The organism is Stutzerimonas marianensis (assembly GCF_022810315.1).
Classification (GTDB): Bacteria; Pseudomonadota; Gammaproteobacteria; order Pseudomonadales; family Pseudomonadaceae; genus Stutzerimonas; species Stutzerimonas marianensis.
In genome coordinates this window covers 174,302-187,747 of the sequence record NZ_JALGRD010000005.1, presented here as the reverse complement: position 1 = coordinate 187,747, position 13,446 = coordinate 174,302, and the positions used below count along the sequence as shown (strand labels likewise).

The 13,446-nt window shown below is 65.2% G+C and carries 13 protein-coding genes; 5 read left to right on the top strand and 8 right to left on the bottom strand.

Features of this window, described 5'->3' with window-relative positions:
* Positions 1-20: 20 nt before the first annotated feature.
* Positions 21-419, top strand: coding sequence for a putative zinc-binding protein (locus MST27_RS10585; RefSeq protein WP_243605934.1), 399 nt, complete (start codon positions 21-23; stop codon positions 417-419).
* Here the strand turns inward: MST27_RS10585 and ubiT are convergent, their stop codons facing one another.
* The 5 genes from ubiT to norR form a co-directional block, all read right to left on the bottom strand.
* The gene (gene ubiT / locus MST27_RS10580) at positions 420-914 is read right to left on the bottom strand and encodes a ubiquinone anaerobic biosynthesis accessory factor UbiT (protein ID WP_243605933.1); all 495 of its coding nucleotides are present in this window, start codon (positions 912-914) and stop codon (positions 420-422) included.
* A complete protein-coding gene (locus MST27_RS10575; RefSeq protein WP_243605932.1) occupies positions 908-1,798 on the bottom strand; it encodes a U32 family peptidase in 891 nt (296 codons plus the stop codon). Before MST27_RS10575 ends, ubiT begins: the two co-directional genes overlap by 7 nt.
* A gap of 11 nt (positions 1,799-1,809) precedes the next feature.
* On the bottom strand, positions 1,810-2,805 hold the full coding sequence (ubiU, locus tag MST27_RS10570; RefSeq protein ID WP_243605931.1) for a ubiquinone anaerobic biosynthesis protein UbiU: 996 nt from the start codon (positions 2,803-2,805) through the stop codon (positions 1,810-1,812).
* A gap of 1,047 nt (positions 2,806-3,852) precedes the next feature.
* Positions 3,853-4,062 carry a hypothetical protein gene (locus MST27_RS10565; protein ID WP_243605930.1) on the bottom strand — a complete coding sequence of 70 codons (210 nt, stop codon included), beginning with the start codon at positions 4,060-4,062 and terminating at the stop codon, positions 3,853-3,855.
* 91 nt (positions 4,063-4,153) lie between these two features.
* The gene (norR, locus tag MST27_RS10560) at positions 4,154-5,683 is read right to left on the bottom strand and encodes a nitric oxide reductase transcriptional regulator NorR (protein WP_243605929.1); all 1,530 of its coding nucleotides are present in this window, start codon (positions 5,681-5,683) and stop codon (positions 4,154-4,156) included.
* A 148-nt stretch (positions 5,684-5,831) separates the two neighbouring features.
* On the opposite strand from norR, the gene ytfE reads away from it, so the two are divergent.
* The 4 genes from ytfE to MST27_RS10540 all read left to right on the top strand — a co-directional run bounded on the left by ytfE (position 5,832) and on the right by MST27_RS10540 (position 7,806).
* Positions 5,832-6,500 carry an iron-sulfur cluster repair protein YtfE gene (ytfE, locus tag MST27_RS10555; RefSeq protein WP_243605928.1) on the top strand — a complete coding sequence of 223 codons (669 nt, stop codon included), beginning with the start codon at positions 5,832-5,834 and terminating at the stop codon, positions 6,498-6,500.
* Positions 6,501-6,552: 52 nt separating this feature from the next.
* Positions 6,553-6,699, top strand: a complete 147-nt coding sequence (locus MST27_RS10550) for a hypothetical protein (protein ID WP_243605927.1) — start codon at positions 6,553-6,555, stop codon at positions 6,697-6,699.
* A 142-nt stretch (positions 6,700-6,841) separates the two neighbouring features.
* On the top strand, positions 6,842-7,525 hold the full coding sequence (locus MST27_RS10545) for a Crp/Fnr family transcriptional regulator (RefSeq protein WP_243605926.1): 684 nt from the start codon (positions 6,842-6,844) through the stop codon (positions 7,523-7,525).
* Between the two features lie 98 nt (positions 7,526-7,623).
* The gene (locus MST27_RS10540) at positions 7,624-7,806 is read left to right on the top strand and encodes a DnrP protein (protein ID WP_243605925.1); all 183 of its coding nucleotides are present in this window, start codon (positions 7,624-7,626) and stop codon (positions 7,804-7,806) included.
* 1,008 nt (positions 7,807-8,814) lie between these two features.
* Here MST27_RS10540 and MST27_RS10535 read toward each other — a convergent pair.
* The 3 genes from MST27_RS10535 to MST27_RS10525 all read right to left on the bottom strand — a co-directional run bounded on the left by MST27_RS10535 (position 8,815) and on the right by MST27_RS10525 (position 12,655).
* Positions 8,815-10,659, bottom strand: coding sequence for a nitric oxide reductase activation protein NorD (locus MST27_RS10535; RefSeq protein ID WP_243605924.1), 1,845 nt, complete (start codon positions 10,657-10,659; stop codon positions 8,815-8,817).
* A gap of 81 nt (positions 10,660-10,740) precedes the next feature.
* Positions 10,741-12,168, bottom strand: a complete 1,428-nt coding sequence (locus MST27_RS10530; RefSeq protein WP_243605923.1) for a cbb3-type cytochrome c oxidase subunit I — start codon at positions 12,166-12,168, stop codon at positions 10,741-10,743.
* 46 nt (positions 12,169-12,214) lie between these two features.
* Positions 12,215-12,655, bottom strand: coding sequence for a c-type cytochrome (locus MST27_RS10525; RefSeq protein ID WP_243605922.1), 441 nt, complete (start codon positions 12,653-12,655; stop codon positions 12,215-12,217).
* Between the last annotated feature and the right edge of the window lie 791 nt (positions 12,656-13,446).

The window sequence follows — 13,446 nt, the reverse complement described above, 5'->3', positions numbered from 1 at the left end:
GCACCGACCGGAGAATGACGATGCCCAGTGCCACCCACCTCCCGCTGGTCTATTCCTGCTCCGGCTGCTCCAACGTGGCGCAGCTGGCCAACACGCTCGCGGTGCGCCTCGACCGCGCCGGGCTGGCGGAGATGTCGTGCATCGCCGGGGTTGGCGGGCGGGTCGGTTCACTGGTCAACAAGGCCAACTCCGGGCGCGCCATCCTCGCCATCGACGGTTGCCCGCTGCACTGCGCCCGCGCCTGCCTGGCACAACACGGCGTCACGGCGAACGTGCACATCACCTTGAGCCGCTACGGGCTGCGCAAGCGCTACCGAGAGGACTGCAGCCAGGCCGAAGCCGACGCGCTGTTCGAGGACATGCGCCGGATCATCGCCAGCGACCGCATGCAGGCGCGCCAGCCGTTGCGCCCGGTGTGATCAGCCGGGCGCCGGCTGTGCCCGCCCCGCCTCGGCGACACCCGCGCCGGCGCGCTGCAGCAGCGCCCACAGCCAGGGCGGCAGCAGGTCGGGGTCGAGGCTGTCGATCAGGTTTTTGATCGCCAGGCCCAGCTCGGTGTCCCCTTCGATCACCAGACGGCGGCGGAAGAACAGCGTATCCGGGTCTTCCTGGCGGCTCGCCAACAGCAGAAACTCGCGCCAGTTGCCGCGAATGGTCACCGCGACCGGCGCCTGCTCGGCAATCCGCAGGCGCTGTCGGTCGCAGGTCAGGCACCAGGCCAGCTTCAGGTCCGCCACTTCAAGGCGCAGCCAGAGGCCTTCGAGCGCCTCGAAGGCCTCGTCGGCCAGGGGCTCGGCGAACAGCTGGTTGAGGCTGCGTTCGAGTGCCAGGCGCTGCAGAGCGAAGGGTGTACGGGCGGCCAACGGCAATAGCCGCTCGCCCACTTTCAACAGGTGCTCACGGGGGTTCAGCACAGGCCGGCCTCCTCCGCGCGCAGCATGCCGGGCTGACCATGCCAGTAACCGTTGCAGCCTTCCACGGCGAGCGGCGGCAACGCGCCGTTGCGTACCGCATCGAAGGCGGCGATCACCTCGGTCATGCCCGCCGCCCGAGGGCTCAAGCGCAGCAGCGCGGCGCCACTGCCCTGCAGCGCGGGGTAATCGGCGAGCAGGTTGCTGACCGAGGCGGACAGCGTCTGGATGCCATTGATGGTGAACAGCGCCTCGCCTTCCTGGCTCAGCAGCGGGATGCCTTCGGGGTAGTTCTGGCAGCAGAACTGGCAGTCGTCCTTCGGCCGGTTTTCGGCGCGGGCGGTAAAGCAGCGCGCCGAATAGGCGAGCGGCAGGTGGCCGTACGCGAAAATCTCGATCTCCGGCACTGCGACGTCGAGCCGCTCGAGCTGGTCGCGAGCACTGCGGATCATGGCGCCGGACATCTCCACCGGCGGCACCCAGCGGATCATCCCGCTGCCGACGAGCTCGGCCAGGGCATGACCGTTATAGAGGTTGAGCGCCGGCCCGCCCACGAAGGGCAAGCGCTTCTGCGATAGATAGTGCACCGCCCCCATGTCGTTGGCCTCGACCAGCAATTCGCCGTTGTCGCACAGGCGCCGCAACGCGGACAGCTCAGACGCGGCCTCCACCAGCGTCAGGCCGGACAGCACCACTTGCGCCGAACTGGACCCGGCCAGATCGCGGGCCAGCCCGATCCAGTCGCCGAGCCCAATACTGCGGCGCTTGGAGCAGACGGTTTCGCCGAGGTAGATGACATCCAGCGGCTGGCTGGCCATATCGGCGTAGAAGTCCAGCGTCTTCTGCCGATCCCAATAGAACAGCACCGGGCCCAGGCTGAGTTTCATGGTTGGCTCCACTATTGCCAGGCGCGGTGGTAGGCACCCAGGGTGGTTTGCGAGCCTTCGGACAGGCCGTCGAGCACCGTGCGCCAAGCCGGTTGCACGGCGTAGCGTTGCGGCGCCTGCAGGTAGGCATCCAGCGCGGCGCGCCAGACCCGCGTGACCTGCTCGACATAGGCCGGGCTGCGTTGTCGCCCCTCGATCTTCATCGCCGTGACGCCGATGGCGGCGAGCTCGGGGATCAGGTCCAGCGTGTTCAGGCTGGTGGGCTCCTCAAGGGCGTGGAAGCGCTCACCGTTGACCACGAAACGGCCCTTGCACAGGGTCGGATAGCCGGCCGACTCGCCTTCGGCGTAGCGGTCGATCAGCACGTCGTTGAGTCGCGAGGTCAGCCCTTCGGGCTCTTCACTCCAGCGCACCGCCTTGGCCGGCGAGCAGACGCCGCAAAGGTTGGGTGACTCGCCGGTAAGGTAGGAAGACAGGTGACAGCGCCCCTCGGCCATGATGCACAGGCTGCCGAAGGCGAACACCTCGATCGGCACCGGACTGCTCGCGGCGACCTGCCTGACCTGCTTGAGCGAGAGCACGCGCGGCAACACCGCACGCTTGATGTTGTAACGCTGCTGATAGAAGGCCAGCGCTTCGGCGTTGGTCGCCGAGCCTTGCACCGACAGGTGCAGGTTGAGCTGCGGATGACGCTTGGCGGCATAGCCCAGCACGCCCGGATCGGCGGCAATCAGCGCGTCCACCCCCATGTCCGCGGCCTGATCCACGGCCCGCTGCCAACGCGACCAGCCCTCGGGCTGCGCGTAGGTGTTGACGGCGACATAGAGCTGGCGACGCTTTTCGCGGATCAGCTGCAGGCCCTTGTCGAGCTGCTTTTCATCGAGGTTTAGCCCGGCGAAGTGACGGGCGTTGGTATCGTCGCGAAAACCGACGTAGATGGCATCGGCGCCCTGCTGGACGGCGGCCTTGAGCGCGGGCAGGCTTCCTGCCGGACAGACCAGGTGCATGGCTACTCCCAGACATTCGATTCATGCGCGCCGGGAGAGCCCGGCGGCCGCCCGAGTGCGGGCGGAAAAGTCGGCAGTCTAGGTAGCGCACCCGGGGTCGGCATTGATGAAGGTCAAGGCAGCCCCGTCAAACACGAGCCCGCGATGCGGCCCGAGTTGGACGAACCGCTGCGTTCATACCCGACCCCAAGCACCACGAACATCCGCGAGCCCGCCCCTGCACAGCAGGGCCGAATCCATCGGCCGGAACACCGCTGGCGGAATAAATTCCGCCCTACAAACCCCGCACCGTAGGGGCGAATAAATTCGCCCAACAACGCCGTCAGCTGAACGCACGCCCACCCGACGCACCGCATCCCGCGAGCCCATCCAGCCACCCGCGAGACCGACGCCCACCCCACCCCGTAGGGGCGAATTTATTCGCCCAACACATCCATCAGCCGAACGAACGCCGGCCGACGCACCGCATCCCGCGAGCCCATCCAGCCACCCGCGAGACCGACGCCCCCCCCCCCCCGTAGGGGCGAATTCATTCGCCCAACAACGCCGTCATCCGAACGAACGCCGCCCGACGCACCGCATCCCGCGGACCCATCCAGCCACCCGCGAAACCGACACCAAACCCACCCCGTAGGGGCGAATTTATTCGCCCAACAAATCCATCAGCCGAACGAACGCCGTCCGACGCACCGCATCCCGCGAGCCCATCCAGCCACCCGCGAGACCGACGCCCCCCCCCCCCCGTAGGGGCGAATTCATTCGCCCAACACCGCCGTCATCCGAACGAACGCCGCCCGACGCACCGCATCCCGCGGACCCAGCCAGCCACCCGCGAAACCGACACCAAACCCTCCCCGTAGGGGCGAATTTATTCGCCCAACAAATCCATCAGCCGAACGAACGCCGTCCGACGCACCGCATCCCGCGAGCCCATCCAGCCACCTGCGAAACCGAAGCCAGCCCCGCACCGTAGGGGCGAATTTATTCGCCCAACACGCCGTCAGCTGAACGCACGCCCACCCGACGCACCGCGTTGCGCGGCACCCTTCAAATACCCTCGTCCCCCTCGAACTCCTCGGTCGCTCGCGCCACCATCTGGCGCCAGGCACCGGACTCCTCGGCAAGCAGGCGCATCGCCTTGAGGCTGGCTTCGAAGGCCTGCCGGTAGTGCTGCGGATCGTTTTCGCTGGCGGCGCGGTCGGCGTGGGTCTGCGCCTCGCTCAGCAATCTTTCGAACTGGTCATGGTCCAGCGCCATCGTGGTCTCCTCCGTTGTGCAGATTTCAGAGTAGACCACCGACCCGCCAGGACGTCTCGTACCGGCTGGCGGGAGGCCGCGCCCTGCCCGCTCACTTGAGCCGCAAGCGTCGCGCCAGTTTGTGCAGGTTGCTCGGATCCACGTCCAGCAGCCGCGCGGCCTGTGCCCAGTTTTCGCCACTGGCTTCCAGGGCACGTACGATTGCCTGGCGCTGGGTGGCATCCACGGTCTCGCGCAGCGGAAGGATCTGCGCAGGGTTCGGGGCGTCCGGCATCTCGGGAAGGCTATCCGGCGCGAACGTCGCCGAAGCATCGAGGTCGAGCATGTCCGGCTCCAAGGTGAGGATGTCGCTGCGCGACGCACCTCGGCTGAGCAAGCGCAGCGCCGCGCGGCTGATCACGTGCTCGAGCTCTCGCACGTTCCCCGGCCAGCTGTAAGCCAGCAGTGCGCGCTCCGCTGCCGGTGACAGACGCATGCTGCGCAGCCCCAGCCGCGCACGGTTCAGCTCGAGGAAATAGCCGGCGAGGATCAGCACGTCGTTGCCGCGCTCGCGCAGCGGCGGGATCGGCGCCGGATAGACCGACAGGCGATGGTAGAGATCGGCGCGGAAATGCCCGTCACGCACGCTTTCGCGCAGGTTGCGATTGGTCGCCGCGATAATGCGCACGTCCACGTGCCGGGGTTTGTCCGCCCCCAGCCTCTGGATCTCGCCGTTCTGCAGGGTGCGCAGCAGCTTGGCCTGCACCACCAGCGGCAGTTCACCCACCTCATCGAGCAGCAGGGTGCCGCCATTGGCCGCCTCGAAGCGCCCGGGACGATCAGTGGTGGCGCCGGAAAACGCGCCCTTCACATGACCGAAGAGCTCGCTCTCGGCCAGGGACTCGGGCAGTGCCGCGCAGTTGACCAGCACCAGCGGCTTGTTACGCCGCCGCGAATGGCGGTGCAGCCAGCGCGCGAACAGCTCCTTGCCGACCCCGGTTTCGCCCAGCAGCAGCACCGGCAATTCGGAATCGGCCACCACTTCCAGTTCACGCAGCAGCTCGCGGATCACCGTGCTCTGCCCGAGGATCTCGCCGTCCCGTGGCATCTGGGTCGCTTCGAACACATCGCTGCGGGCCAACCGCAGGCTGCGGTTTTCATGTTCAAGCCGAGTGATGCGGATGGCCGCCTCGATCACCAGGGTATAGCGCTGCAGGTCACGCCGAGCATCGTCATCGAAGGTGCCGGCGTGCAGCGCGTCGAGCGTCAGCGCGCCCCACAGCTTGCCCTCCACGTACAGGCTCACGCCCATGCAGTCGTGCACAGGCAGGGGTTCGCCGATGCGCTCGTCGAGCAGGCCGTCATAGGGGTCGGGCAGGCGGCTGTCCGGCTCGAACCAGGTCGGTTCGCGCTGCGAAAGAATGGCGGCCAGGCGCGGGTGCTGCGCCACCACGAAGCGCCGTCCCAGCGCTTCACGCACCAGGCCAACCGCAGCCAGCGGGCGCAGGGTGTCTTCATCCAGGCGCAGCAGCACCACGGCACCGCAGCGAAACCGCTGGTGCAGCGTGTGCACCAGGCGTTGCAAGCGCACGGCGTTAGGGAGTTCAGTGATCAGGTCCGCCAGCAGGGCTTCTTCCATCATGGTGGCCAATACCGTCAAGGTTTTTTAAACCCTAAACCGTTCAGGTGGTTTCGACCACGACTAATTTTTCTTTTCTAAGAATCAGTCGCTTAGCGTTGGCACAGGGCTTGCGGAGCATCAGGCACAACACCTTTTTAAGGACGCTCACATGACAAGCGCGTTGACCGAACAGACCCTGGGCAGCCTCGCCTGCCAGATTCCCGGTGCGACCCGGGTGTTCCGCCAGTACAAGCTCGACTTCTGCTGCGGTGGCAACACCCGCCTGCTGGACGCCGCCGCGCATCGCGATCTCGACGCCCAGCTGATCGCCAGCGAGCTGGCCGCGCTGAGCAGCGAAACCGAGGCCCAGGCCACCTGGCGCGAGGCACCGGCAAGCGAGCTGATCGACCATATCCTCGACCGCTACCACGAACGCCACCGCGAGCAGTTTCCGGAGCTGATCCGCCTTGCCACGCGCGTGGAGCACGTACATGGCAACAAGCCGGACTGCCCGCTCGGGCTCGCCGAACACCTGTGGACCATGCAGCAGGAGCTCGAAAGCCACATGCTCAAGGAGGAACAGATCCTCTTTCCGATGATCCGCCGCGGCCTGCGTGTTCCCGAGGGACAAGGGCCGATCGCGGTGATGCGTTTCGAGCACGAGCAGCACGGCGCCGCCCTGGACCGCTTGGCCGCGCTGACGGACGACATCACCCCGCCGGCCAACGCCTGCAACACCTGGCGGGCGCTGTACCGCGGCCTCGAAGCGCTGCGCGACGACCTGATGCAGCACATTCACCTTGAAAACAACATCCTGTTCGTCAAGGCTTCCCAGTAACCCGACGAGCATCGCGCGCCCGCCGGCGCGCCTGGCAACATGCGGAGGCGATATGAAAGCAGTTATCCAACCTTTGGCCTGGGGTCTGGCCCTGGCAACCATCCTGGCCCTGGCCAGCGGTGTTGCGCTGGACATGGCGGTGCATAGCACCATGCCAGCGGCCGCGCACGTGCAAGGCACGGCGCCCGGCGCACACTAGCGGCTGCGATACACGACACCGGCGCAGGTCAATAAAGCGCCCGGCGTGCTGGGCTAGGCTCTAGCCGATCGACGGGCCATGTCCGCCCACTGCCGTCACAGCCGCCGGTCGATGGCCAATTCTTAGAAACAGGATGCCTTGCATGGTGCTTCACCGCGTACACAACCAGATCCTCCGCAGCCACCACCTGTTCGAGCCGCTGAACGACGAGCAGATGGATGAACTCATGGCGGCCAGCCAGTTGCTCAACCTGGACAAGGGCGACAACCTCTTTCACCAGGGAGAGCCGGCGCACTCGTTCTATTTCGTCATTTCCGGCGCAGTGAAGATCTACCGCCTGACACCCGACGGGCAGGAGAAGGTCTTCGAGGTTATCGGTAATCGGCAGACCTTCGCCGAAGCCATGATGCTGATGGATACGCCCAATTACGTCGCCTCAGCGCAGGCCGTTTGTCCGACGCAGGCCTACCGCTTCTCGAACGCGGCCTACATGCGCCTGCTCGAGGCCAACCAGCGGCTGTCCTTCGCCCTGCTCGGCAAGCTCAGCGTGCGCCTGCACCAACGCATCAACGAGATCGAGACCCTCTCGCTGAAGAACGCCACTCACCGCGTGGTGCGCTACCTGATGACCCAGCTGTCACGCGTGCGCGACGGTGGCAACAGCTTCGAACTGCCCATGGCCAAGCAGCTGATCGCCGGGCACCTGTCGATCCAGCCGGAAACCTTCTCACGCATCATGCGGCGCCTGATCGACGAACACATCATCGACCAGGACGGCCGGCAGATCACCATCCTCGACCGGGAACGCCTCGAGCAATTCGAATGACGGCAGGCTCGCCCTGGGCTTTCCGCGGCGGTTGATCGCCGTCAACCGAGAACAAGCACGGGGCGTGGCAAGCTGACTGCAGTAGAGAGGAAGCCGCCATGCCCAAGTGCCTGTACTGCCAAGACGAAAATCCCCCTCAGGAAGCCGAGTGCCAGAATTGCGGCATGCCGCTCCCCGCCCTCGCCGACACCGCCGGCGCGCGCCGCCAACGCAGCTTTCTCCTCTTCTGCATCGCCCTGACGATCTTTTGCGCGGTGATGATTCTGTGGCTGCCGCGCTGAGCCGAATGCCCGTGTCGGCGCGCCCTGAACCGGATTGACGGGCGGATTGGGCCCCCTGGGCGAATAAATTCGCCCCTACGAACACGAGGCCACCTGTAGGGGCGATTGATTCGCCCGTGTCGGCTGCAGGATGGTTACGCGGCATACGCATCGGCGCTTCGCGTATCGGATGGTGAATGCCCGTATCAGCATGCTCTGAACCGAATTGGTGAACTGATCGGGGCCCGACGGGCGAATGAATTCGCCCCTGCAACGCCACCCGTAGGGGCGAATTTATTCGCCCGTGTCGGCTGCAGGATGGTTACGCGGCATACGCATCGGCGCTTCGCGTATCGGATGGTGACTGCCCGTATCAGCATGCTCTGAACCGAATTGGTGAACTGATCGGGGCCCGACGGGCGAATGAATTCGCCCCTGCAACGCCACCCGTAGGGGCGTATTTATTCGCCCGTGTCGGCTGCAGGATGGGTACGCGGCATACGCATCGGCGCTTCGCGTATCGGATGGTGAATGCCCGGATCAGCATGCTCTGAACCGAATGGGTGAACTGATCGGGGCCCGACGGGCGACTGAATTCGCCCCTGCACCGCCACCCGTAGGGGCGAATTAATACGCCCGGGTCGGCTGCAGGATGGTTACGCGGCATACCCATCGGCGCTTCGCGTATCGGATGACGACTGCCCGTATCAGCATGCTCTGAACCGGATTGGTGAACTGATCGGGGCCCGACGGGCGAATGAATCCGCCCCTGCAACGCCACCCGGAGGGGCGAATTTATTCGCCCGTGTCGGTTGCAGGATGGTTACGCGGCATACCCATCGGCGCTTCGCGTATCGGATGACGACTGCCCGTATCAGCATGCTCTGAACCGGATTGGTGAACTGATCGGGGCCCGACGGGCGAATGAATTCGCCCCTACAACGCCACCCGTAGGGGCTAATTATTCGCCCGGGGTGTCGTCTGCGGCGGCGGCCGCTCAGCCTCCCCAGCTCTCCGACTCCCGGCCCCCTACTCCTTCGTCAGCTGCCGATACAGCTGCGGCAAACGGAACGGCAACTGCCGTGGATCCTTGATCAGGGTGTAGCCGTTGGCGCCGAACATGTGCGGGAGGTAGTCGCCGGCTTCGCGATCGATGGTGATGCAGAACGGCAGCAAGCCCTTGCGCCGCGCCTCGAGCACGGCCTGGCGGGTGTCCTCGACGCCGTAACGGCCTTCGTAGAGGTCGAGGTCATTGGGTTTGCCGTCGGTGACTAGCAACAAGAGCTTGCGCCGCTGTTTGCGCTGGCCGAGCAGTTCGGTGGCCTGGCGAATGGCCGCGCCCAAGCGCGTGTAGTAGCCCGGGCGCAAGGCCTGGATGCGGCCGCGGGTGTCGTCGCCGTAGCCTTGGCCGAAGCGCTTGAGCGCCTGCATGCGCACCTGCTGCCGGCGCAGCGAGGAGAAGCCGTACAGGGCGAAGTCGTCCCCCACCGCCGACAGCGCCTCGCCGAACAGCAGCAGGCTGTCGGTAATGACGTCGATCACCTTGTGCTCGTCGTCCAGGTGCGCGTCGGTGGACATGGACAGGTCGGCCAGCAACAGGCAGGCCAGGTCACGGCGGTTCTGCCGCTGCTCCATGAACAGCCCGCGCTCGGCGCATTGGCCGTGCTGCCGCTCGACGTGAAAATCCAGCCAGGCCTGCATGTCCAGCTCCGAGCCCTGGGGTTGCGCACGCAGCCATTGGCGGTCGCTGCGCAAATGCTCGAACTGGCGGCGCAGCTTGCGGGCGAGCGGGCTGAGATGCAGCGGCAGGCCTTTGGGCTCAGAGCCGCGCGGAAGCATCATCTGCAGATTGACAAAATCGTCCTGCAGCTGCTGCTTGCGGTAGTCCCACTCGGGCAGCTTGATGCCCTCGCCCAGCGGGATGTCGTCGACGTCGCTCGGCGGCAGGTCCAGGTGCAGCTTGAGCCCACCCCCCTTGCGCATGCGCTGGCGCGACAGGGCTATCTCGTCGAGATCTTCGGCGACACGGGATGCGTCCTCGTCTTCGCTGTCATCGCCCTGACGGTCCAGCTCGATGTGCTCGGACCAGCTGAACAGGTTCTCCAGGCGGAAGATCATCAGCCCGCTCTTGCTGGTCGTCTCCTCGACGCGCTTAGCCCGCTTGCGCACGCTCTTCTGCTCGGCCGACGGGGCTCTGAGGTGGTTGTCCTGATCCTCTTCGCCAAGCTCGGTCGCCTGCGGCGCGCCCAGGTTCTCGGCCGGGTACAGCCACATCGGCAGCGGCCAGGGCGCGACCTCGCTGCGCGGAAACTGCACGATGCTGCCCGGCTCGCGCAGCGCCTGGCAGATCGCCTGTTCCAGCGCGCCTTCGGCCTTCGGCAGGCTGGCCGGATCGGGGCGCAGTTGCAGGTGTGCTTCCACCAGCCGGTAATAGCGCGCTCGCATGGCCGGGAAACGCTCGAGGATGGCCTGGGTCCAGCGCTGGTTGTCACGCGCCCAGTGGCGCATTTCCCCAGCCTGGGCGGCGAGCAGCGCCAGCCAGCGGTAGAGGTCTTCGTTGAGGGACCGCTCGGGATAGACGGCCAGGCTCTGCGGCAGGCGCAGGTTGCTCGAGTCGCACCATGCGACGGGCAATTGCTTGCAGGTCCCGGCGACCTGTTGCAGCAGATTGCGGCGCAGCATCAGATCGCGGGCATTGGCAGCGCCGACCTCCACCCCGCTGGCACCACCCATGGCACGAAACAGCACCGAGAGCGGACGCTGCATGCTCTCCAGGGTGACGGCTGCCTCGGGAAAGTCCGGGCTGGCGCGACGGGTGATGAAGCGGTGCCAGACACTGCCGACCCACTCTTCGACTTCGATGGTAAAGGCCATGGCAATCACTCCGTAGCGCAGTTCGAAAACAGAAACGGCCCGCTGGGTCAGCCGGGCCGTCGGTTACATCAGCGTCTCGCCTCAGGCCGCCGCGACGGCGGCGGTGATGTCGGCCGGCACCCGGCCACGCTGCTTGAAGCTGTACAGGTAGCAGACCAGCCCGATCAGGAAGACCACCCCGGCGATCAGCCGCAGCCAGAAGAAGATGGCCAGTTGGTCAGCGGTGTTCATGAAGGACATCGCGGCGCCATCGGCCGGGATCCGCTGCAGCCAGACCTGCACCACGCCGGCGGCAGTGAGGAACAGGGTGATCGCCACCATCGACAGGGTCATCAGCCAGAAGCCCCAGATCTCGACGCGCTGGGCACGGGCATCGGGTGCTTCACCCAGGCCGCGCAGCCGTGGCATGGCGTAGCTGATCATGGTCATGACGATCATCGCGTAGGCACCGTAGAAGGCCAGGTGGCCGTGGGCGGCGGTGATTTGCGAGCCGTGGGTGTAGTAGTTCACCGGAGCCAGGGTGTGCAGGAAGCCCCACACGCCAGCGCCGAAGAACGCAGTCACGGTCGTGCCAATGGCCCAGTAGGACGCAGCCTTGTTCGGGTGCTGGCGACGACGGCGGCTCACCATGTTCAGGGAGAACAGCACCATGGCGAAGAAGGGCAGCGGTTCCAGGGCGGAGAAGATCGAACCCAGCCACAGCCAGACTTCGGGTGCGCCGATCCAGAAGAAGTGGTGGCCAGTGCCGATGATGCCGGTGATCAGGGCCATGGCGATGATCACGTAGAGCCACTTCTCGATCACTTCGCGGTCCACGCCGGTGATCTTGATCAGGACGAAGGCCAGCATCGACCCCATGATCAGCTCCCACACGCCTTCGACCCACAGGTGCACCACGAACCACCAGTAGTACTTGTCGCGCACCAGGTTTTCCGGGTTGTAGAAGGAGAACAGAAAGAACACCGCCAGGCCGATCAGGCCGGTCATCATGACCATGCTGATCGCGGTCTTGCGGCCTTTGAGCAGCGTCATGCCGATGTTGTAGAGAAAGCCCAGGGCCACCACGACGATGCCGGCCTTGGTGATGGTCGGCTGCTCGAGGAACTCGCGGCCCATGGTCGGCAGGATCTCGTTGCCGGTGAGTGCGGCCAGCCCCGCATAGGGCAGGAACAGATAGCCGAGAATGGTCAGCACGCCGGCGGCGGCGAACACCCAGAACAGGATGATGGCCAGCTTCGGGCTGTGCAGTTCGCGGTCCGCTTCCTCGGGGATGAGGTAGTAGGCCGCGCCCATGAAGCCGAACAGCAGCCAGACGATCAGCAGGTTGGTGTGCACCATGCGCGCCACGTTGAATGGCAGCAGCGGGAACAGGAAGTCACCGACCACGTACTGCAGCCCCATGATCAGGCCGAACAGGATCTGGCCGACGAACAGGATGAGCGCAAACACGAAATAGGGTTTAGCGACCGCCTGCGATTGGAATTTGAGATGCGGATTAAGAATGCCCATCTCGTGGCCCTCCTAGGGTGGAATCGAATTCAGAAATGCCCATCGATCAGCCTTCCTTGTTTGGTGGCCAGCCGTTGGTGTTGACCTTGGAGGTCCACTTGAGGAACTCGGCCATATCGTCGACTTCCCCTTCGCTGAGGTGGAACTGCGGCATCGCGCGGCGGCCTGGCGCGCCCAGCGGCTGGGCTTTCATCCACGCCTGCAGGAAGGGCTTGAAGGCCGCATCGCCACCACGCCGCTCGAACACGTTTCCCAGCTCCGGCGCGAAGTAGGCACCTTCACCAAGCAGGCTGTGGCAGCCGATGCAGTTGTTGTTTTCCCAGATCGCTTTACCGCGAACCACGGCTTCGGAGATTTCCGACTCGTTGGATCGCTCTGGAAAGGTCTGCTCTGTGTGGTAGGTCAGGCCCAGGAATACGAGGAGGAAAAATACGCTTCCTCCGAAGTAGATGTTCCTGGCCATTCCTTTCGTGAAGGTCTCGGACATGGTCGCCTCCTCATGGCTTGGCGAGGCCAGTTTAAGAAGGCAGCTATCGAAACCTGCTTGATAGCAATCAAGAAAAACCTGAACGCGGAGGTCGGGTTTTCAGGGTGGCCGCTGATCGCCAGCAAGCTGGCTCCTACAAAAAGCCGTGCGGTTCAGCAGGCCTCAGCGCTTGATATCTGGCGCGGTCGTCACGCGTCCGAAAAACCGTAGGAGCGAGCTTGCTCGCGATCCGACGCTGGATGGGGGGGAGCTCCTGGGACAGACGTCCGGCAGCGCTCATGATGTCGACCGGGTAAAACCGCCGCCGCTGATCGCCAGCAAGCTGACTCCTACAAAAAGCCGTGCGGTTCAGCAGGCCTCAGCGCTTGATATCTGGCGCGGTCGTCACGCGTCCGAAAAACCGTAGGAGCGAGCTTGCTCGCGATCCGACGCTGGATGGGGGGGAGCTCCTGGGACAGACGTCCGGCAGCGCTCATGATGTCGACTGGGTAAAACCGCCGCCGCTGATCGCCAGCAAGCTGACTCCTACAAAAAGCCGTGCGGTTCAGCAGGCCTCAGCGCTTGATATCTGGCGCGGTCGTCACGCGTCCGAAAAACCGTAGGAGCGAGCTTGCTCGCGATCCGACGCTGGGTGGCGGGGACTCATTGGGGACAGACGTCCGGCAGCGCTCATGATGTCGAGCGGGTAAAACCGCCGCCACTGATCGCCAGCAAGCTGACTCCTACAAAAAGCCGTGCGGATCAGCATGCCTCAGCGCTTGATATCTGGCGCGGTCGTCACGCGTCCGAAA